The organism is Vibrio sp. V09_P4A23P171, assembly GCF_963875615.1.
GTDB classification, from domain to species: domain Bacteria; phylum Pseudomonadota; class Gammaproteobacteria; order Enterobacterales; family Vibrionaceae; genus Vibrio; species Vibrio anguillarum.
Genome location: NZ_CAWNMR010000066.1, coordinates 1 through 20,933, shown reverse-complemented (window position 1 = coordinate 20,933; position 20,933 = coordinate 1). Strand labels below are relative to the sequence as shown.

Below are 20,933 nucleotides of genomic sequence, written 5' to 3'. Positions count from 1 at the left end.
GATTTTAGTTGAGTATGAGGGTTGCTTTTTGAAACAAAGAGGTGAAATATATTTCCATCCAATTTTTATTTTTATCATTGGTGTGAATTTTTTCTATGTATTACCAATGTTTTATTATAACGAAGACTACCTTTTTCCATTATCTATATTACTTTTAGGTTGTTTTTCATATGTATTCGGTTGGTATGTGAATTTTAATAAAAAAATCCCTACTTTTTTAAAAAAAGACATATCCCACTATATTGCAGTTGATTTGATTTTTTACTTTTTCCTTATTAGCACATTATTAAAACTTACAGAAGTTTCCACCTATTCGAACTATTCTGAGATCTACGCTGGAAGGAGTGAAAGCGATATATACTATTTGTTAGTTTCTAAATTTATAGATGTGGTGAGCTTATTATCAGCATCTTTATATGCATCAAGGTCAAAACGAAAATATATATTAGTTTTTATTGTCTATTCTTTTTCTGAGCTTATGTCTCCTACTAGATTACACTTTATTTTGATAATTATTTATTGGTTATGTTTTGGTGTTTCTTTTAGATTTATAAAAATTAAAATTTGGCACTCAGTTTTGGGATTAGCAAGTTTACCAATATTATTTTCATTCTTATTAATTAAGAGATTATCTAGTTATTCTTCTGAGAGCTTTTTGTCTTCATTTTCAAACCTAGTAAAGAATCTTGATATTTTATATCTAATGAAAATATCTATAGACTCAATGGAAACATTTCAGACATATTTGACTTCAAAGATGATAATTGAAAGTTCTTTTATTCATCCGGAGTCTGGTATTGTAAGATTTATATTTATGGGTATTCCAAGAAGTGTGTGGTCAGATAAACCTGAACCAATGGCTAGATTGATAGCTAAACAATTTTATCCTGAGGCATACGCAAACGGTGGAGGGATGGTTGGAGGGATATTCGGTGATCCTTACGCGAATGCTGGGATTTTAGGAATAATTATGATCTGGATGGGTATAGGGTATCTTTCTAGATTGACCTATAACAGTACAATTAATTCCATTTATACAGGTGATAATACAGGTAATGTACTTAAATTATTAACTTACTTTATATTTGTTTCTTATTTTATACAATGTTTGAGAGGTTTTTTTTCAGATTTATTTTGGGTGTATTTATATCAAACCATAATTGTCATTATATTATCAAAGATGATTAAATTTAAATGAAAGATAGATTAATTAAAGGTATTTTATCATCCTATTATGGGCAGGTGATTACAATTTTATTTCAATTGATATCAATACCATTTTTCCTAAATTATTGGGGGGAAGGAAAATACTCAGATTGGCTTGTTATATTCACTATTCCATCAATAATCGGGATGATGGAGCTCGGAATATTTAATGTAATAGTTAATGAAGTTGTCACATTAAATAATAACAGGTTAAATCAGAAAAATAGAGAGTCATATAATTTAGCCTCTTCAGTTAATACAACATTATTCATCGTTCTTTTTATACTATTCTTCATTACATTTATAGCATATGTGACTGAATTCGGTTATCTATACTCTATAGTCGTTTTATATTCGGTAGCTTTGATCTTAACCAATTATTACAGTGCGTTATTTAAGGTTACTATTGAGTTTCACGTTGCTAGTTTTATTGCAAATACGACAAGGTTGATTGAATATTTAACTATCTTTTCATGCGTATATATTGATTTGCCTTTTGAAGATATTTTTGTTTCATTGTGTATGGTGAGAGCTTTTTCGATTATATTTATGCTTAATTTTCCTATGAGGAAAAGAGACTTGTGTGGAATTATTAGCTTTAAAAAGTTTAATTTTTCATCATATGTATCGATAAGGGATGTGTTTAAGAACTCTTTACTACCGATATCATTGATATTTAACAATCAAGTTTTGATTGTATTGGTAAAGTTTTATTTTGGTGATATTTACGTTGTTGTTTTCTCTACTATGAGGACATTTTTCAGATTATCCAATCAAGTTACTTCTGCCATTAATAATTCAATTTGGCAAGAATTTATTCGTGTTATTCATGAGAAAAAAAGTGCCAAACCAATGCTTGTCAAGTTACTCAAGGTAAATGTTGCAATATTGTCTATAATGCTCTTGTTTTATACCATTTGTGGTGAGTATTTCTACGGCTATTGGACCAAAAACAAAATTAGCTATGATTATTATGAGTACCTTATAATATTGATATCTGTTTTGTTTTATGCACTATGGCAGCCGATGTATATTTATTTGAACTCATTGAAAAAATATTTTTCATATTCATGTTTCTATTTTTTATCACAAGTTATTATTATGTTCTCACTTTTGAGTGAATTATTCAACTTTGGTGAGTTTGTTTCAATATTAATGATTTCTGAAATTTTAATGTTTTTGTATTTATTTAGATTAACATTATTTAATCGAAAACTAAGTGAATGTATATGAAAAAGGTTATTGCAACACCATTTTACTATTCGAGTAATACAAAATTTGTTAACTCTAAACATAAATCTTACGAAATTTATCATAACTGTATCATACAACTTTTTAGCCAAATAAAGTCATTGAGCACAGAGGAATTGGATTTAATCCTTTTTGTTAATAAAGAGATTAATAACGAGTTTCGCGATAAATTAGGTATGATTGGAGTTAAGGTTATAATAGTAGAAGATTGTAAATACAGCGATAAAAATAATATAAAAAATAAATTTCCTGGCTGCCTGTTTTTGTTGGACTCGATAAGATATGTTAAACAATTGAGTTTTGGGGATATTCTATTTTTAGACTCTGATGTTTTTGTAAATAAGCCTATAGATTTAAAGTTAATGTTTAATGATAAGGTTTCATTTTATACAATTCCTTATGAAAAATATCTTAAAGTAAATGGTCGTTCTATCCAAGAACTTAACTGCGATTCTGTTATAAATATGAAGCATAACGAATCAAACGTAGAGTATTGTGGTGGAGAATACGTGTATGTGCCAAAAAACAAGTTAGATGACGTTTGTGAAAGAATTGAGTTTTGGTTTGATTATTACAATAGTCTCAAAGCAAGTATTACTGAAGAGCATATTCTATCTCAGATTAAGCATGATTTAACTGATGATAGTTGTTCCATCTCTGAGCATATGATTTTAAAAAGGGTATGGAATACAGGTAGATTTAATAATATAGAAGGAAACGAGAAGAATTATATTTTATTACATATGCCTGCTGAAAAAGATAAAGGTTTTCAGTTGATAGCCAATAAGATAAAAAATAATAAGTTAATTGGTTTAAATGATTTTAACCTTTACAGGAACAGAGTAATGTATTTGTTAAAAAGGATAAAGCAAGAATTATCATTAAGGAATATTTTATGAAAAATAGATTGGTTTTTTTACAGCCAGCATTACCAACCTATAGAGTTTCCTTTTTTGAATCTTTAATTTTTAAATCGAATTATAATGTAGAGATATATGCTTCCCCAAGGGATTTTTTAAATGTAAAAACTGTCCAATGCAAAGGGCTACATTTGGTCGGGAATTTTATAAAAATAGGCCCATTTTACTGGCAAGCTGGGCTTAAGGTTGGTGATATTTCTGAGGATGATATTATTGTGGTATCGGGTAATCCAAGGATAATTAACTACATGCTCCTTTATTTTAAATGTAAACTAAAAAAGAGGAAAGTCATTTGGTGGGGGCAAGGTTGGACTGCTGGAAGTAAAGGTATCAGTTCGAGAATTCGCAGAAAACTAATGATATTTTCTGATGGAATAGCTGTTTATACCGAGAAAGAATCAAAAGAAATTAGTCATAGGAATATAATAGGATTGAATAATGGTCTAGATGTAAATTCTGTCCCTATTTTTGACAAGAAGTTAGTAAAAAAAGACGAAGTTATTCGATTGGTTTTCATTGGCAGATTAACCAAAAAAGCAAATGTCAATATTCTATTTAAAGCGCTATCAAAAGTCAGAGTTAGTTACCACTTAAGTATTATAGGTGACGGTGATGTGAAAAATGATTTGGAATTGTTGGCTGAAGAGCTTGATATATCATCAAACATTACTTGGCATGGACAATTGTTTAATAATGATAATATCTCAAAAATAACTAATCTATGCGATGTTTTTGTTTATCCCGGTGCTGTTGGGTTGAGTCTTATTCATGCATTTTCTTTATCTTTACCTGCCTTAGTTCATAATGAAGAAAATCACCATATGCCAGAATTTGCTGCGTTCAAGGAGAGTTATAACGGAATATCTTTCTCTCGTAATAATATAGAATCTTTATCAAGTGTGATTGACTCTTTGGATAAAAATAAGTTGCTTGAGATGTCTAAAAATGCTCGTGATACAGTAAGTGAATCCTTTAATACTGAAGATATGGCTGACAGGTTTTGTTCTCTAATAAGGAAGGTAAATGGAAAAAATATTAGTTAACGCTTCCAACCTCCATGTTGGTGGCGGAGTTCAGGTAGCGGTTTCGTTCATTACAGAATTGTCTCATATACTGAAAGAGAACCCAATTAATGCTGATTTTTCTGTAATTGTATCTTCTTCAGTTAAAAAGAGCCTAAGTAGTGAAGTGATTTATAGTTCCTTTTCTTCTTTTAAAGAAATAAATGTAAGAGGCTTTTTTCTTAGCGAAAGCGTAAAGAAAGAGTTTTCAAAATACGACGTTGTTTTTACTGTGTTTGGCCCTCTTTACTCCAGCATAAAGTCAACAAAACTTATCACTGGTTTCGCTCAGCCATGGATTGCATATCCTAATAACCTAGCCTTTAAACGTTTATCTCGACTTCAAAAAATTAAAAGTAGGTTATATTTTTTTATAAAAGAATTGTACTTTAAAAAAAGTGATGTCCTCATAGTTGAAGCGGAGCATGTAAGAAAGGCTCTTCAAGGAAAAGGTTACAGAAATATTTTTGTTGTTAGCAATACTGTTTCTTCCGTGTTCTTTAACAAGAATCTTTGGGAACGTATTGCGTATGCTAGATCTGAACGTTTCACTTTAGGTTTTATAGGTAGAAATTACGAACATAAAAACTTGAGGATTTTAAAGTCTGTCAATGAGATGTTATTGGACAATGGTATATTATGTGATTTCTTATTTACTCTAACTCCTAACGAAATGAAGGATGCTGGGTTCGATACTGTTAAAAACTTCCACACAGTAGGAGAAATTTCAGTTAATCAGTGCCCTAGCTTTTATGAGAGTATAGATGCAGTCATATTTCCTAGTTTGCTAGAGTGCTTTTCTGTAACTCCTATTGAGGCAATGGTTATGAACAAATTACTAATTGCCTCAAATCTACCGTTTGTTAAAGATGTTTGTAAAGATTCAGCTAATTATTTTGATCCTGATGATATTGTTAGTATTTTCAATGCAATAAAAGGTGTCATAGATAATACAGAGAATAACGAATCTCGTATAAATTCTGCAAGGGAAATAGTTGGATATATACCAAGTGCTAAAGCACGTGCACAAAGTTATCTTGACATTTTGATTGACTATAAGTAAGTGAAAATTATGTTTTACAATAAAATACTATTAATTACCGGCGGCACAGGATCTTTTGGTAACGCCATTTTAGATCGTTTCTTAGACACAGAAATTAAAGAAATCCGTATTTTTTCTCGTGATGAAAAAAAACAGGATGACATGAGAAAGAAATATAATAGCTCTAAATTAAAGTTTTATATTGGTGATGTCCGTGATTATCAAAGTATTCTAAATGCAACCCGTGGTGTGGATTATATTTATCATGCTGCGGCTCTGAAACAGGTTCCTTCTTGTGAGTTCCATCCCATGGAAGCGGTGAAAACCAATGTGTTGGGTACCGAAAATGTTCTTGAAGCGGCGATTCAAAACGAAGTAAAGAGAGTTGTTTGTTTAAGTACAGATAAAGCAGTTTATCCAATCAATGCAATGGGTATTTCTAAGGCGATGATGGAAAAGGTAATCGTAGCGAAATCTCGTAATGTCGATCCTGACAAAACGGTGATTTGTGCGACTCGTTACGGAAACGTGATGGCTTCTCGCGGTTCAGTAATTCCACTTTTCTTACGCCAGATTATCAGTGAACAGCCAATCACTATTACCGATCCAAACATGACACGCTTTATGATGACGCTAAACGATGCTGTAGATTTGGTATTACATGCGTTTGAAAATGGTTCTAATGGTGATATTTTTGTTCAAAAAGCACCTGCCGCAACTATTGAAGTTCTAGTCAAAGCACTACTGAAAATTACGGACAAACCAAACCATCCAGTAAATATTATTGGTACGCGCCACGGTGAAAAACTTTATGAAGCGCTATGTAGCCGTGAAGAGATGTTTGTTGCTGAAGATCAAGGTGGTTATTATCGTATTCCTTCGGATAATCGTGATTTGAACTACTCAAAGTACAACGAAGAAGGAGAGAAAGACCTTTCGGTGATTGAAGATTATAACTCTCACAATACGTATCGTTTGGATATTGACGGTATGGTGGCCTTACTACGTAAGCTAAGCTTTATTGCTGATATCGAAGCAGGCAGTCTTGTTGTTCCAGAAGGTGTTTAAATGAAGATTGTTGTTACTGGTGCCAAAGGCTTTATTGGTAAAAACCTTTGTATTATGCTTCGTGAGTATGGCTATCAAGATGTCGTCGAAGTGGACCGCGAGACATCGCGGGAACAATTATCTCAAGTTCTAGCCAGTGCTGAATTTGTATATCACTTGGCTGGAATCAACCGTCCAAGAGATGAAGTAGAGTTTCAGCAAGGCAATGCAGATTTAACGTCTTATATTGTTGCTCAGCTTACGCTTAACGGAAAAGAAGTACCTCTAGTCGTGAGCTCTTCTACACAGGTAGAACGAGACAATGCCTACGGGCAAAGTAAGCGTTTGGCCGAACAGGCGGTTGAGAAGTATGGCCAGCAAACACAAGCACCGTACTTCATTTACCGCTTTCCTAATATTTTTGGTAAGTGGTGTCGCCCGAATTACAATTCCTTTGTTGCCACCTTTTGTTACAACACCCTAAACGATCTTGAAATCACGATAAACGATCCGAGTGCGCCAGTAACATTGGTTTATATAGATGATGTTTGTGCTCATTTAATTTCATTGCTAGAAGGTAATTCAGATAGTGGATACAAGAGTATAACACCAGAATATCCGACCACAGTAGGCCAGGTTGCTGATCTATTGCGTGCTTTTAAAGCAAGCAGAGATAATCTTGCCACTGAAAATGTTGGTACTGGTTTAACTCGCGCCCTTTACTCTACTTACCTTAGCTACATGACACCAGAGCAGTTTAGCTATTCCATTCCCAGTTATGGTGATGAGCGCGGTGTCTTTAGCGAAATGTTGAAAACCAAGCAAGCGGGTCAATTTTCCTTCTTTACTGCTCACCCTGGTATCACTCGTGGTGGCCATTATCACCATAGTAAAAATGAAAAATTTTTAGTGCTTAAAGGCAAGGCGTTATTTAAATTTGAGCATATCGCTACTGGTGAGCGTTATGAACTTTATACTGATGGCAGTTCACCGAAAATTGTTGAAACGGTTCCTGGCTGGTCTCATGACATCACCAATGTCGGCGATGAAGAAATGATCGTAATGCTATGGGCGAATGAGATTTTTGACCGTGAGGCACCAGATACCTTTTCCCGTCCGTTGTCTTGATTCAAGAGAAATCACAGTGAAAAAACTTAAAGTAATGTCAGTTGTGGGCACTCGCCCAGAAATTATCCGCCTATCTCGCGTACTCGCAAAACTCGATGAGCATTGTGAGCATATTTTAGTTCACACGGGGCAAAATTATGACTTTGAGCTCAATGAAGTCTTCTTCAATGATTTAGGGGTTCGTAAACCGGATTACTTCCTCAATGCGGCTGGTAAGAATGCAGCGCAGACCATTGGCCAAGTCATTATGAAAGTAGATGAAGTGTTAGAAGAAGTCCAACCAAGTGCAATGCTTATACTGGGTGATACGAACTCTTGCATTTCTGCGATACCGGCCAAGCGCCGTAAAGTGCCTATTTTCCATATGGAAGCGGGTAATCGTTGTTTCGACCAACGTGTTCCTGAAGAAACTAACCGCAAGATTGTTGATCACACAGCAGACGTCAATCTAACATACAGTACTATAGCGCGTGATTACCTCATTGCTGAAGGCTTGCCTGCCGACCGAATAGTTAAAACGGGTAGCCCAATGTTTGAAGTCTTGAACCACTATATGCCTCAAATCGATGGTTCAAATGTACTTAAGCGTTTAGGTTTAGAAAAAGGTCAATTCTTTGTGGTCAGTGCGCATCGTGAAGAGAATGTGGACTCACCTGTACAGTTATTGAAATTGGCTGAGACGTTAAATACAGTTGCAGAATATTATAGCCTTCCTGTTATTGTCTCGACACACCCACGTACTCGTAACCGTATCGAAGCGCTAGGACTTGAGTTCCATCCGAATATTCAACTTCTTAAGCCTTTAGGTTTTCATGACTATAATCACTTACAGAAAAACGCGAAAGCTGTGCTGTCTGACAGTGGTACCATTAATGAAGAATCGTCGATTATGAACTTCCCAGCCCTAAATCTTCGCGAGGCCCACGAACGTCCAGAGGGGATGGAAGAAGCGTTTGTGATGATGGTGGGTCTTGAGGTTGAACGAGTGTTTCAAGGCTTGGCGATATTAGAGTCTCAGCCGACGGGTGATGAACGTCTATTGCGACAGGTATACGATTACTCGATGCCGAATGTATCAGATAAGGTAGTGCGTATTGTTCATTCTTATACAGATTATGTTAAGCGTGTAGTTTGGAAAGAATATTAATGAAACTTGCTTTAATCATTGATGATTATTTGCCCCACAGTACACGCGTTGGGGCAAAGATGATGCATGAACTTGCTCTAGAGTTAATGAAGCAAGGCCATGAAGTTACGGTGATTACACCTCACTTTGATAAAGATAAGCCAATACTTATTGAAGACAGGTTTGATGGTGTTGCAGTTTGGCGCTTTCTTTCTGGTCAAATTAAGGATGTGCACAAGGTTAAACGAGCAATCAATGAAACGTTGCTTTCATATAGGGCATGGCACGCCATTCAACGGAAAGTGGACAGGAGCACATTTGATGGTGTTGTTTACTATTCCCCATCAATCTTCTTCGGATCATTGGTTTCAAACATAAAGAAACGCTGCCAGTGCAATAGCTATCTCGTATTGCGTGATTTTTTTCCTCAATGGGCGATTGACTCGGGGTTGATGAAAGAAGGCTCAGTAATTGAACGCTACTTTAGATTTTTTGAATCAGCTTCATATCGCCAAGCAGATTCTATTGGTGTGATGTCGGAAAAAAATCTAGAAATATTTAATTCTAATACCGAACAGCAATATCCAACTACAATACTCCGAAACTGGGCGAATCTGTCACCTCACGACCTCTCTGATAAAGCAAGTAACTTGAGAGAACGATTAGAGATAAACGACGAAGTTATCTACTTTTACGGTGGTAATATTGGTCATGCTCAGGATATGGCGAATTTGATGCGTTTGGCTCGATCCATGCAATGCTTTGATAAAGCCCACTTCCTTTTTGTAGGGCAGGGTGACGAAGTCAAGTTAGTGAATGACTTAATGAAAGAGTGGGATTTAACCAATTGTACTTACCTACCTTCTGTTTCTCAAGATGAATTCAAAGATATTCTGGCTCAAGTCGATGTCGGACTGTTTTCTTTATCTTCCCAGCACAGTGCTCATAATTTTCCCGGCAAATTATTAGGATATATGGTTCAGTCATTGCCCATCTTAGGTAGTGTTAATCAAGGAAACGACCTAATGGACTTGGTGAATGCAAGCCATGCTGGGTTGATTAGTGTTAATGGCGACGATGATGTTTTTTTTGAAAATGCAAGCAAACTGCAAAATGACGCAGAGTTGCGTAGAACCATTGGAGTCTCAGGGTATAAGTTGCTAGAAAAAGAATTTGAGGTTGGAAATATTGCGGATTCGGTCGTTGAGTCGTTGAATCGTAAAAATACAGGGCACCCATGTATTTGGTAGGTCTCAAATCCTGACTAGTCTTGCTTTATCTGTTTAGATTTGTTCACTGGTGCTCAGGATTACTCAAGCACGTTCAACTCAAGTTTCTCTGCAGGATACAGCGTATCATCATTGTATTTCATGGTGTGTGCAGGGAAAATCATGAACATGCCCATATTTAAAGGATTTGTAGCATATATCGTCGTTTCTGTGAGACAAGAAGAAGCCGTAGTGAAAGAGTCAGAAGTTAAGGTGAGATAGTATATTAGCTCGAAGGATTTAAATGCTAAGGAAGTGTTAAATGCAACGTGTTCGCACTGGTTAGTTGAGTCGATACATTGGACGCTCGATACTGAGTTTGGCGAAGATGCTTGCCGAAAAAGGGCTGAAGAAAGTGCAGAGAACTTCGTAAGGATCAGACAAATGTGCTTAAACATGCTGAAGAGTGAAACGACTTTAAAAGCAAGTATTAAACACAAAAGAGCAATGTGTGCGATGGATTTTGAGTACCTTTTGAAGGTGCTTGCGAGCCATTTATTAATGGGGATGTTCATGAATTTTCCTTGTTTTTACGATATAGAAGCTTAAAAAATGAAAATAACAATAGCAGGGACAGGCTATGTCGGCTTGTCTAACGCAATGCTGCTTGCGCAGCATCACGATGTCATGGCTCTTGATATCATTCAACAAAAAATTGATTTGTTGAATGATAAAATCTCTCCGATTGTGGATAACGAAATTGAACATTTTCTAAAAGAAAAACCGCTTAATTTCTATGCCACTACTGATAAGCAACAAGCTTACCAAGAAGCGGATTTTGTGATCATCGCTACCCCAACAGACTATGATCCAAAAACTAATTACTTTAATACCAGTTCTGTAGAATCCGTCATTCAAGATGTATTGGCGATCAACCCGTCTGCAGTTATGGTGATTAAATCAACTGTTCCGGTCGGTTTTACCCAAAGTGTGAAAGAGAAGTATGGTTGCGATAATATCCTCTTCTCTCCTGAATTTTTACGTGAAGGTAAAGCCTTGTATGACAACCTTCACCCTTCACGCATTATTGTCGGTGAGCGTAGCGAAAGGGCAAAAGTGTTCGCAAGCCTGTTGGTTGAAGGGGCCGTGAAAGAAGATATACCCGTTCTGTTTACTGATTCAACCGAAGCAGAAGCGGTAAAACTTTTCTCCAACACCTATTTAGCCATGCGAGTGGCCTACTTCAATGAGCTAGATACTTACGCCGAAACTCATGGGTTAGATTCACGGCAAATTATTGAAGGTGTCGGGTTAGATCCACGCATTGGGCAGCATTACAATAACCCTTCTTTTGGTTACGGTGGTTACTGTTTACCGAAAGACACCAAGCAATTACGCGCCAACTACCAAAATGTACCGAACAGTATCATCAGCGCGATTGTTGATGCGAACACCACGCGTAAAGATTTTATTGCCGAGTCGATCCTTAAGCAAAACCCTAAAACTGTCGGAATTTATCGCTTAATCATGAAATCAGGTTCGGATAATTTTCGCGCTTCAAGCATTCAAGGCATTATGAAGCGGATTAAAGCAAAAGGCGTGGAGGTGGTTATTTACGAACCCGTACTGAAGGAAGCTGAATTTTTCCGTTCAAAAGTGATTACTGATTTAGAGCAGTTCAAGGCGATGAGTGATGTGATTGTGTCAAACCGTATGGCGCAAGAGCTATTCGATGTAGAAGAGAAAGTCTACACCCGAGATTTATTTGGTTCGGATTGATTTTTAACTAAGTTTGATTCTTGCAATAAAAAAGGCCTATTTGATATAGGCCTTTTTTATTATCTTTTTTTCAACGAGAATGAGCTAAGAGCTACCTCTTTCTTAATTTGCTCAGTATTTCATCACTTAATGCTACTTTGAGTTTCAAAGATTTTTTCTGGCATGCCACGTAATTTTCTGAAATAAGTCGTAATGCGCCAAACGTAGTTCAGTAGTGTGCTGTAAATGCAAAAACAAACAATAAACGAGAAGAACATAATGCTTTCAGGCCACTGATTTGCTTCACCATAAATACCAAATGCAGCAAATAGAGAGGCAAATGAACAAATAACACACAAGGTTTGGCGAGAAGTTAAGCCTAAACGCTGGAAAATATGGTGTAAATGTTCTCTATCAGGTTTGAACGGAGAAGAGCCACGGCGAATTCTTCTGATCATAATTGCGGCCATATCCATTAATGGAATGGCAATTAACCATAAACCTGTAACGGGGCGCATTAAGGGTTTGGTGGTTGTTTGGCTTACACCTAATAATAACCAGATAACCGTGAAACCAATTAGCATGCTTCCCGCATCACCCATAAAAACTTTGCGCTTTCTGCCTAATATTCCTAAGTTCATAAAAATATAAGGAACCATCGCTACTGTGATCACTAAGCATAAATACGCAAGGCCATGCTGGCTATCGACATGCAGCAAAATGGCTAAGCCACCGAATGTGACCACGGATAACCCGCCTAATAAACCATCAATTCCATCCACCATATTAAATGCATTAATAGCCCCAATTACGGCAACTACAGTCAAAGCTATGCCAAAATAACCAAGGTTAATGGTGCCAGTGCCCAATATATTCCCTAGATTATCGAGAGAAATACCCGTCTGGTGTATCATGAGTAGCGACAATAATGCTTGAATAATCATGCGAGTTTTAACGCTTAAATCGAATCGATCATCCAATGCGCCGACTATGGTGAGCACTAATATCGAAAGAAGGTAAAGGTTACTGTGGGGCATGATGTCTTGCCTAAACAGAAAATACTGTAGCAAAACAATACAGATCGAGAGCCCACCAACCAGTGGCACTAGCCCTTCATGCTGCTTGCGAGCATTAGGTTTATCAACCAGTCCTACTTTTTTCGCCACTTTTCTCATGACAAAAAGCGTAGTGAAGGACGAGAAGAAAATAAATGATAGTTCTATCGCCATTATTTAGCCAACTTATAAATTATGAATAACTAATGTAGAGAGAGAACGACATCAGTATTCTATTTTTTAATGTAATGGTGCTATTTATACTTATTTTTTGTGTGAGAAATCGATAAGCGAAATTAACGTTCGCTTATTAATGCCTTATTGTTTCTATTGTCATTTTTTACAGCTTTTTATGTCGATTACATCTGATTCGTTGTTTTTTAGACCACAAATAGACATCATTATTTATCGATAAGGGTAATCCCAAATAGCGCTATAGTTACTGATAATAAAAACACTAAAGTGGCATCCTGTTAAATATTTCTCATGATTTAAAAGTCAACCGTTTTGTGTATTTTATCACTTTCTCTCTTAATTTCTTGGAAGAAGATTCCTACTATGTAGGAAATTTCTTATTTGGTCGGCATTATAGACGATGTTTTTAGTTGATGTCATGCACATTAATATTTTTGGTTATTTTTTTTCAGAATATTTCATTAGGCGTTTTTATTTTTCTGGTCAAAAAGTAATCTATAATAATAGTATTGTTATTTATGTCATTTTTTTCTGGCGATTGTGTCGCAATTTAAATTGTATTTAAAAATTCCCTGTCGAAATGTTAACCATATTATGTTGTTTATTTAACCGCTAAATATGCGAGCAAACATAAATTCAGGAGAAGAATATGGATATTATTCACCATGGTGGAAAAGAGACCGTCACGGGCTCTTGTCATGAGCTGAGGCTTGGGAAGAAAGGGATTTTGGTTGATTGCGGCTTATTTCAAGGGCGTGATAGCCGACCAATGGCGATTGATTTTCCATTAACTCATCTGCAGGCGTTGTTGTTAACTCACTCGCATATTGATCACATCGGCCGTATACCTTGGTTATTAGCGGCTGGTTTTCATCAGCCTATTTATTGCACACCTGCTACCGCAGAATTACTCCCATTAATGTTAGAAGATGGGTTAAAGCTTCAACTTGGTTTAGGGCAAGCACAGCGTACAAGAATATTAGAAAGGCTGAATAAACAAATAAAGCCGGTGAATTATGGCGTATGGCAGCGTATTTCTCGTGATTTAGACAATACTTATTTTCGCTTTACGCCTGCGGGCCATATTTTAGGCTCAGCGTTTATTGAAGTGAAACTGCCAAATAATGAAATTGTCTTGTTTTCAGGGGATTTAGGTCCCAGCAACACACCGTTATTGCCAGACCCAGTCTCTCCGCCTCGCGCCGATTATCTGCTGATTGAATCAACCTACGCGAACAAAACCCACGACAATGTGCAGCTACGGGCGCAGCGCTTAAAGGACATCATCAACCGTTCTTTACAAGACGGTGGCACCATTTTAATTCCAGCATTCAGTGTGGGCCGAACACAAGAGCTGCTGTTTGATATTGAACAATTGATCTTCAGCGGTGAAATCGATGGCAATATTCCGATTATTTTAGATTCACCCATGGCGCAACAGGTGACGAAATCTTACCGAAAGTTTAAAAAATTGTGGGGAAAAGAGGCGAAAAAGCGTTTGGATGCACAAAGGCATCCGCTTGCGTTTGAACAGTGTATTACCGTTCAAGATTATCGAAGCCATCAAGCATTGGTCAACCGTTTAGCCTCAACAGGGGAAGCGGCGATTGTGGTGGCCGCGTCTGGCATGTGTGAAGGTGGGCGAGTGATGGCCTATTTAAAAGCGCTGTTGCCTGATAAAAGAACCGATGTGATCTTTGCGGGCTTCCAAGCTCAAGGCTCTCTGGGCCGAGCAATAGCGCAAGGCGATCACTCGGTGATGATAGATGGCGATGAAGTGCTTGTAAATGCACAGGTTCACAGTATGTCGGGTTATTCTGCCCATGCCGACCAAGCCGATTTGTTGCGCTTTATTGAGGGCATTGCGACTAAGCCTAAGCAAATTCATTTAATTCATGGAGAGCCCGCAACAAAGCAAGCTTTTGCGGTTACGTTGCGCAGTTTAGGTTATGAGGTGATAGATTGAGCGCAATGTTTTGCCGTGTTAATTGCATTGTTAATAGCAGTAACTTACTTTTAATAGGTGTAAAAGATTTGTATCCATTAGCAACTAAACGATAACGCTTTGTGGCTTAGACTGTGGCTTGGACTTTTTGTCGGTTAATTACGACGCGGTGTGAGTGCAAAGTGTACATGTGTAGTGGACGATTCTTACAAACAAAACCTAATCTATTTCACCAATGGGGGTGAGTTGTGAATCTATCGTTAAAAGGTAAGTTGATAATGACAAGTTTGCTTGTTGTTATTGTGATGGCGGTGGTGTTGACATTACTGTCGGCAAATTTATTGAAAGATGAAACGGAGAGTGGCATCAAGGAAAGGGTGTATGGTATCTCGAAATCGGCAACGAGTTCGATTACCCAATGGTTGGATGTTCGTAGCAAAGTTATTAGCGCGGTGATCCCTCACACGATGAAGGAAGATTCACTGCCTTTTTTACAGCAAGCTCAGCAAGGCGCGCAGTTTGATTTACTCTATTTCGGCACTGAGCAAGGCACCATGCACCGTTCTATTCCGTCTCGAGGCGCAGACAATGCAAGCTATGATCCTCGGACAAGAGGATGGTATCAAGAAGCGAAAAATAGCTCCGGCACGATACTGACGGCCGCTTATGCTGATGCGATAACGGGCGCTTTGATGGTAACGCTCGCTGAACCGATTAAGAAAGACGGACAGTTTTGGGGCGTTATTGGTGCTGATGTGTTAATTGATCAGTTAGTGAAGGATGTCATTGCGATTGATGCAGGGGCAAAATCAAACGCTATGTTGGTCAACCGTGATACGGGGTTAATTGTTGCACACCGTAATAAAGATTTGATTCTCAAACCGCTGGCTTCTTATAGCCCTAACCTAACGCAGCAAGTCATCGACCGCTCAATGGCAGAGAACAAAATACAAACCGTGATGGTTGGTGATGTCGAAAAATTATTATTCTTTACCGCCGTTCCTGAGACTGACTGGGTGCTCGGCATTGAGCTCGATAAAGAGGTGGAGTACACCAATATTGGCGCTCTCTTTATGCAATTAACCTCGATATCAGTCGCCATTACAATTTTGGTCGTGATCGTGTTTTCGGCATTGGTTGGCTTCTTACTGCGTGACTTGGGCCGAGTTTCCCAAGCATTGGCGGAAATTGCAGATGGTGATGCTGACCTTACGCAGCGCATTGAACCACGTTATCAAGATGAAGTAGGCGCACTGGCGAATAACTTTAATCAGTTCGTCGGTAATATGCACGGCATGATCAAGCGCTTCCATGAAGTGTCGCAAGGGTTAACACTGCAAGCAGAAAACACCGCAGCGCAAGCCCATGAGCGTACCCGACGCATTATGGTGCAACAAGATGAAATCAACATGGTGGCCACTGCGATTAACGAAATGGCAGCCGCAACGCAAGAGATTGCAGGCAATGCAGATAATACAGCGGCCACGTCTTTGGATACGGTGAAAATTTCTAACCACGGCGTTGAGCAGGTGAAAAATACTCAACAGTCGATCAGTGAGTTGTCGAAAGAGATGACGGTAGCCAAAGAAGTCATTGAGAACTTGAACCAGCACGCACAAAACATTAATACGATCTTGTCAGCGATTCAGGGCATTGCTGAGCAAACCAACTTACTGGCACTGAATGCGGCGATTGAAGCGGCAAGGGCGGGTGAGCAAGGGCGTGGATTCGCGGTGGTAGCGGATGAAGTTCGGGTACTCAGCCAACGGACGCACAGTTCGACACAAGAAATTCAACAGACGATTGAAACGTTGCAGAAAACCACGACTCAGGCCGTGAACATCATGACTGAGAGTAGCAAGCTTTCCGAAAGTAGCGTGGAAGATGCCAACGTGGCCGCGCAAAGCTTAGTGAAAATTGGTGAAGCGGTCGGTACGATCAGCGATATGGCAACCCAAATTGCAACCGCCGCAGAAGAACAGGCGTCAGTCACAGAGGAAATTACGCGTAATACCCAAGGTATACGCGACGTGTCTGATGAACTGGCAAAAGAAGCACAAGAAGCTTCCCAACAAGCTGAATTGCTTTCTAGCTTATCTAAAGAGCTTCAACAAGAAATTAACCGCTTTAAACTGTAACCCTTCTCGATCGCTTTATGCTCAAACCTCCCCCATTAGGGGGAGGAAACTCAGGTTTACCTTGCGAGTGCTTGAAAGTCACTCCCAGTTGGCGCTTGCGAAACGCGTAGGCCGAAGTCAGGAAGCACGGCGTAAATGTGGTCAAAAATATCCGATTGAATACCTTCATACTCGACCCACACGACCGTATTGGTGAAACAATAGATCTCCAGCGCGACGCCATCGTGCGTGGGGGCCAGTTGGCGCACCATTAATGTCATGCCTTGGTGAATTTGGGGATGGTTACGCAAGTAACGTTCTAGATAGGCACGAAAACTGCCAATGTTGGTTAAGCGGCGGCCATTGATGCGGCAGGCTAAATCGAGTTGGCTCATCTGATTATAGGCGTTGAGTTCTTGTTCTTTTTCGGCCAAGTAGGGCTCTAAAAGTTGTGCTTTGCGTAGGTAGCTTTGCTCTTCTGGCGTCAGAAAGTGAATGCTATTGGCATCAATTAATACACTGCGTTTAATGCGTCGGCCGCCTGATTCTTGCATCCCTTTCCAGTTTTTAAACGAATCAGAGATCAAGGCATAAGTCGGAATAGTGGTGATGGTTTTATCCCAGTTTTGCACTTTGACTGTGGTCAGGCTAATGTCGATGACGTTACCGTCTGCGCCATATTTGGGCATTTCTAGCCAGTCACCGACGCTTAGCATTTGGTTCGCTGAAAGCTGAATCCCCGCCACTAATCCTAAAATCGGGTCTTTAAATACCAGCATGATGACCGCCGTCATCGCACCTAAACCGCTCAGCAGTAGCACTGGTGATTTGCCAATTAAAATCGACGTCGCAAACAGTGCGGCGATAACAAATGCGATGATTTTGATGCTTTGAATAATGCCTTTGAGCGGAATGTTACGGCTGGTTGCGCTGCGATAAAGTAGCGTTTCCACCACATTGAGCAGGGCGTAACTGCTTAACAGGCCAAAGAGAATAATCCACAGTAAGGTTAATGTATGCAGCAGTTCGTAAGTCGCACTGGCGTGGCTAAGCCATAACTGAGTTTGAATTGAAATGACAATCCCTTGAATTAACAAGGCAAAGCGGCTGAAAAGCTTTTTGCTAAACAGAATGTTTTGTAAAACTTGTGCGTTCGTTGTGCGCCGCTGTAACCATAGGCTCACCCCTCGGTGCAACACTAAATGGATAACGATAGAAATAAGCGCGATAAGCCCAAGTGCTTCAGCAATCGGCAGCAGTTGTTCTAAATTAATGTTCAGTGATTGTAGCCACGAAGTGATGGCTGAAGGCATGATTTGCTCCTTGTGTCATTAGGCGATACCGTTCCTGTTTTACCGCATTAACTCGTGTTCGATGCAGCAGTGTATTCTCGACAGCAATGGCAAGTGGTTTGCGTGTCTATAGTAACATTGAGTTAAGGTTTCCCTAGGCTTAGTGCCGATTATTAACCGCTATTTGACCTAATAGCCTTTTTCAAAATCAATTCTGTTTTCAAGTTGGAACCCGTCTCGCCACAAGCCGTAATTACGGGTGAAAATCTCAACCACTTGCTCAGGAAAACTCACTGCTGCGATGTGCGGGGTAAGGCTAATGGCAGGGTGCGTCCAGAACGGGTGATCTTCGCTTAATGGCTCTTTTTCAAACACATCGAGGTAGGCGTGTTGAATGTGCCCTTCTTCAATCAGTGCAATCAAATCACTCTCAACAAGGTTTTTACCGCGCCCGACATTAAACAGCAATGCATTGTGGCAATAGCTCAACGTACTTTGATTGAGCAAGCCTTTGGTGTGCGGCGTGTTGGGTAACGTACTGACCACAACCTCCGCGTGAGCGAGGGCAGTAGCAAGTTCGTTAATGTGATAGGTTTTATCAAAACCCCCGTTTTTAGCTGGGATGCCAGTGCGGTTGACGCCAATCACGTGCAAACCAAAGGCTTTGGCTACTTTTGCTAAATGGCTGCCAATCGAGCCTGTGCCGAGGATCACCATGGTTTTATCATTGATCGATTGATAAGGGTGGGTCTGCCACTGTTTAGCCGCTTGTTGCTGCGCGTAGCAAGCAAAGTGGCGAAAGTGTGCAATCAGGTTGCACAGAACGTATTCAGCAATTTGCTGGCCGAAGATGCCTTTAACGTTGGTGAGCTCATAATCTTGACGAAGTTGTGGCGACATTAAGGTGTCGACGCCTGCATATTCCGAGTGCAACCATTCCAGTTGCGGAAAATCGCCCAAATACTTTGCCGCCAATGGTGGCGCGGCCAGCAAAATGGTTGCTTCGCTGCGATCGTCAGTGATGGTTAAGCCGCTCAACTGCGCCTGTTCAATCGCTTGTCGATAAATATCGTTGTGTTCGGTCAGAATATAGAGTTTATGAGTGAAATTGTTCATCGGCTTTGCTTTTTTCCCTGTTGGTTATCAAGTACACTTCCGCTGTCTTTTTCTGCTGCGATTGAGTGATTATGCTACAAAACCCTCTGCAGGTTCGTCTTGAGAAATTTGAACCTTGGCAACAAATTACTTTTATGGCGTGTTTGTGTGAACGTATGTACCCGAACTATGCCATGTTTTGCGACAATACTGAATTTGCTCACACGCGAGTATATCGAGATATTCTCGACAGTGTTTGGGAATTGCTCACGGTAAAAAGTGCCAAAATCAATTTCGAGAACCAATTGGAGAAGTTGGAAGAGATCATTCCAAGCTCAGAAGATTTTGATGTTTACGCTGTGTACCCAGCAATTGATGCGTGTGTGGCTTTGTCTCACCTACTTCACGGCCTGCTTGATCGCGATTATCTGTATGAAAACATGCAAAAAATCAGTCAGGTGTCGGTGCTCACGGTGGCGCAGTTAGAAGAAGCGCAAACGGGCGAAGAGATCACCAACGACAATCAAAAACAAAATGAAGCGGTCTGCGCCGAATGGGATGTGCAGTGGGCTATTTTCCGCCCTCTGCGTGAAGCCGTAGAGCGAGATATTGATTTGATTAAAGACCTACGCCAAGAGCTACGCGACGAAGGCGTGAGCAATATTGGTGTGAGTTTGTAGTACACCCCCTCCTAACCTCCCCCTAGAAGGGGGAGGGACTAAAAGCGCTCTCGTCTCCCTTGAAGGGGTGAGACTAAAAGCATGTTCGTTTTTGGTGCTGAAATGTGCTGATTTCAGTGATCGCTTTTAAATTCCGTACATCTACCTAACTTCCCTCCAGAAGGAGAGGGGCTAAAAGCGGCCTCGTCTCCCTTGAAGGGGGGAGACTAAAAGCATGTTCGTTGTGGGTGCTGAAATGTGCTGAAATGTGCTGATTTCAGTGATCGTTTTTAAATTCTGTACACCCCCTCCTAACCCTGTCTCTTATACACAAATCCCCAAGCCTCTGCTTGGGGATTTTTTTGAACTAATTTTATGTTTCATGATCTGATCATCTAAGCAATAACAAGGATGATTAGAATGACTTATATAGAACCAACCCTCTGGGCACAAAAGCAATTTGGTCAAGCTCACCTCAATGACCCAAGACGTACTCAAAGACTCGTTGCCCTAGCTGCCTCTCTGGCCGAGCAACCTGGCGTACCGGTCTCGAAACTCATCATCTCCCCTGCAGATATGGAAGGGGCTTATCGCTTTATCCGTAATGAGCAAATCAAAGCAGAAGATATCGCTGAAGCGGGCTTTCATGTCACAGCGCAAGAGGCTTTAGAACAACAAACACTTCTTGCATTAGAAGATACGACTTCTCTAAGTTACTCCCATCGCAGCATACAAGATGAACTTGGGCACTCCAATCAAGGCAATCGAAATCGGGCTATGTTCATACACTCGACCTTACTTTTTGCTCCCGAAACTCAAGTGGTTGTT

At 39.5% G+C, this 20,933-nt stretch carries 17 protein-coding genes and 1 pseudogene; 15 read left to right on the top strand and 3 right to left on the bottom strand.

Annotated features, from left to right (window positions below; translation table 11 throughout):
• Positions 1–28: 28 nt before the first annotated feature.
• From AACT23_RS15190 to AACT23_RS15140, 11 genes and pseudogenes are all read left to right on the top strand, one after another.
• Complete coding sequence (locus AACT23_RS15190) at positions 29–1,198, top strand: oligosaccharide repeat unit polymerase (protein ID WP_176428638.1); 1,170 nt, start codon at positions 29–31, stop codon at positions 1,196–1,198.
• Positions 1,195–2,439 (top strand): hypothetical protein, encoded by a 1,245-nt coding sequence (locus AACT23_RS15185; protein WP_094127728.1) that lies wholly within the window; start codon positions 1,195–1,197, stop codon positions 2,437–2,439. The genes AACT23_RS15190 and AACT23_RS15185 overlap by 4 nt, the downstream gene beginning before the upstream one ends.
• Positions 2,436–3,356: a hypothetical protein gene (locus AACT23_RS15180; protein WP_094127725.1), complete on the top strand. Its 921-nt coding sequence runs from the start codon at positions 2,436–2,438 to the stop codon at positions 3,354–3,356. The genes AACT23_RS15185 and AACT23_RS15180 overlap by 4 nt, the downstream gene beginning before the upstream one ends.
• Entirely contained in the window at positions 3,353–4,420 is a 1,068-nt protein-coding gene (locus AACT23_RS15175; protein WP_094127722.1) for a glycosyltransferase family 4 protein, read from the top strand. The genes AACT23_RS15180 and AACT23_RS15175 overlap by 4 nt, the downstream gene beginning before the upstream one ends.
• Positions 4,401–5,501, top strand: coding sequence for a glycosyltransferase (locus AACT23_RS15170; RefSeq protein ID WP_094127719.1), 1,101 nt, complete (start codon positions 4,401–4,403; stop codon positions 5,499–5,501). The genes AACT23_RS15175 and AACT23_RS15170 overlap by 20 nt, the downstream gene beginning before the upstream one ends.
• A gap of 9 nt (positions 5,502–5,510) precedes the next feature.
• A complete protein-coding gene (locus tag AACT23_RS15165) occupies positions 5,511–6,548 on the top strand; it encodes a polysaccharide biosynthesis protein (protein WP_094127716.1) in 1,038 nt (345 codons plus the stop codon).
• Complete coding sequence (gene wbjC, locus AACT23_RS15160) at positions 6,549–7,655, top strand: UDP-2-acetamido-2,6-beta-L-arabino-hexul-4-ose reductase (protein ID WP_094127713.1); 1,107 nt, start codon at positions 6,549–6,551, stop codon at positions 7,653–7,655.
• A gap of 16 nt (positions 7,656–7,671) precedes the next feature.
• A complete protein-coding gene (gene wecB, locus AACT23_RS15155; protein ID WP_094127710.1) occupies positions 7,672–8,802 on the top strand; it encodes a non-hydrolyzing UDP-N-acetylglucosamine 2-epimerase in 1,131 nt (376 codons plus the stop codon).
• Positions 8,802–10,031 (top strand): glycosyltransferase family 4 protein, encoded by a 1,230-nt coding sequence (locus AACT23_RS15150; protein ID WP_094127707.1) that lies wholly within the window; start codon positions 8,802–8,804, stop codon positions 10,029–10,031. The genes wecB and AACT23_RS15150 overlap by 1 nt, the downstream gene beginning before the upstream one ends.
• Positions 10,032–10,208: 177 nt before the next feature.
• A pseudogene (locus tag AACT23_RS15145) lies at positions 10,209–10,598 on the top strand (ISAs1 family transposase); the annotation flags it as partial.
• 3 nt (positions 10,599–10,601) lie between these two features.
• Positions 10,602–11,768 (top strand): nucleotide sugar dehydrogenase, encoded by a 1,167-nt coding sequence (locus AACT23_RS15140; protein ID WP_094127704.1) that lies wholly within the window; start codon positions 10,602–10,604, stop codon positions 11,766–11,768.
• Between the two features lie 122 nt (positions 11,769–11,890).
• Here AACT23_RS15140 and wecA read toward each other — a convergent pair whose 3' ends face one another.
• Positions 11,891–12,976, bottom strand: coding sequence for a UDP-N-acetylglucosamine--undecaprenyl-phosphate N-acetylglucosaminephosphotransferase (wecA, locus tag AACT23_RS15135; RefSeq protein WP_094127701.1), 1,086 nt, complete (start codon positions 12,974–12,976; stop codon positions 11,891–11,893).
• Between the two features lie 670 nt (positions 12,977–13,646).
• On the opposite strand from wecA, the gene AACT23_RS15130 reads away from it, so the two are divergent.
• Positions 13,647–14,963: an MBL fold metallo-hydrolase RNA specificity domain-containing protein gene (locus AACT23_RS15130; RefSeq protein WP_094127698.1), complete on the top strand. Its 1,317-nt coding sequence runs from the start codon at positions 13,647–13,649 to the stop codon at positions 14,961–14,963.
• Between the two features lie 227 nt (positions 14,964–15,190).
• Entirely contained in the window at positions 15,191–17,080 is a 1,890-nt protein-coding gene (locus AACT23_RS15125; protein WP_017048465.1) for a methyl-accepting chemotaxis protein, read from the top strand.
• 56 nt (positions 17,081–17,136) lie between these two features.
• Here AACT23_RS15125 and AACT23_RS15120 read toward each other — a convergent pair whose 3' ends face one another.
• Positions 17,137–18,372: a mechanosensitive ion channel family protein gene (locus AACT23_RS15120; RefSeq protein ID WP_013855795.1), complete on the bottom strand. Its 1,236-nt coding sequence runs from the start codon at positions 18,370–18,372 to the stop codon at positions 17,137–17,139.
• Between the two features lie 168 nt (positions 18,373–18,540).
• Complete coding sequence (locus tag AACT23_RS15115; RefSeq protein WP_094127695.1) at positions 18,541–19,467, bottom strand: D-2-hydroxyacid dehydrogenase; 927 nt, start codon at positions 19,465–19,467, stop codon at positions 18,541–18,543.
• A 71-nt stretch (positions 19,468–19,538) separates the two neighbouring features.
• On the opposite strand from AACT23_RS15115, the gene AACT23_RS15110 reads away from it, so the two are divergent.
• Complete coding sequence (locus AACT23_RS15110; protein WP_026028258.1) at positions 19,539–20,126, top strand: YjaG family protein; 588 nt, start codon at positions 19,539–19,541, stop codon at positions 20,124–20,126.
• 399 nt (positions 20,127–20,525) lie between these two features.
• Positions 20,526–20,933: IS4/Tn5 family transposase DNA-binding protein (locus tag AACT23_RS15105; protein WP_176428637.1), on the top strand; the 408-nt coding region annotated here is incomplete at its 3' end.

What these genes read in the sequence shown, in the direction of transcription:
- AACT23_RS15185 (WP_094127728.1), top strand. Translation starts at nt 1,195, where the DNA reads ATGAAAGATAGATTAATTAAAGGTATTTTATCATCCTATTATGGGCAG.
- AACT23_RS15180 (WP_094127725.1), top strand. Translation starts at nt 2,436, where the DNA reads ATGAAAAAGGTTATTGCAACACCATTTTACTATTCGAGTAATACAAAA.
- AACT23_RS15175 (WP_094127722.1), top strand. Translation starts at nt 3,353, where the DNA reads ATGAAAAATAGATTGGTTTTTTTACAGCCAGCATTACCAACCTATAGA.
- AACT23_RS15170 (WP_094127719.1), top strand. Translation starts at nt 4,401, where the DNA reads ATGGAAAAAATATTAGTTAACGCTTCCAACCTCCATGTTGGTGGCGGA.
- AACT23_RS15165 (WP_094127716.1), top strand. Translation starts at nt 5,511, where the DNA reads ATGTTTTACAATAAAATACTATTAATTACCGGCGGCACAGGATCTTTT.
- wbjC (WP_094127713.1), top strand. Translation starts at nt 6,549, where the DNA reads ATGAAGATTGTTGTTACTGGTGCCAAAGGCTTTATTGGTAAAAACCTT.
- AACT23_RS15150 (WP_094127707.1), top strand. Translation starts at nt 8,802, where the DNA reads ATGAAACTTGCTTTAATCATTGATGATTATTTGCCCCACAGTACACGC.
- AACT23_RS15140 (WP_094127704.1), top strand. Translation starts at nt 10,602, where the DNA reads ATGAAAATAACAATAGCAGGGACAGGCTATGTCGGCTTGTCTAACGCA.
- wecA (WP_094127701.1), bottom strand. Translation starts at nt 12,976, where the DNA reads ATGGCGATAGAACTATCATTTATTTTCTTCTCGTCCTTCACTACGCTT.
- AACT23_RS15130 (WP_094127698.1), top strand. Translation starts at nt 13,647, where the DNA reads ATGGATATTATTCACCATGGTGGAAAAGAGACCGTCACGGGCTCTTGT.
- AACT23_RS15120 (WP_013855795.1), bottom strand. Translation starts at nt 18,372, where the DNA reads ATGCCTTCAGCCATCACTTCGTGGCTACAATCACTGAACATTAATTTA.
- AACT23_RS15115 (WP_094127695.1), bottom strand. Translation starts at nt 19,467, where the DNA reads ATGAACAATTTCACTCATAAACTCTATATTCTGACCGAACACAACGAT.
- AACT23_RS15110 (WP_026028258.1), top strand. Translation starts at nt 19,539, where the DNA reads ATGCTACAAAACCCTCTGCAGGTTCGTCTTGAGAAATTTGAACCTTGG.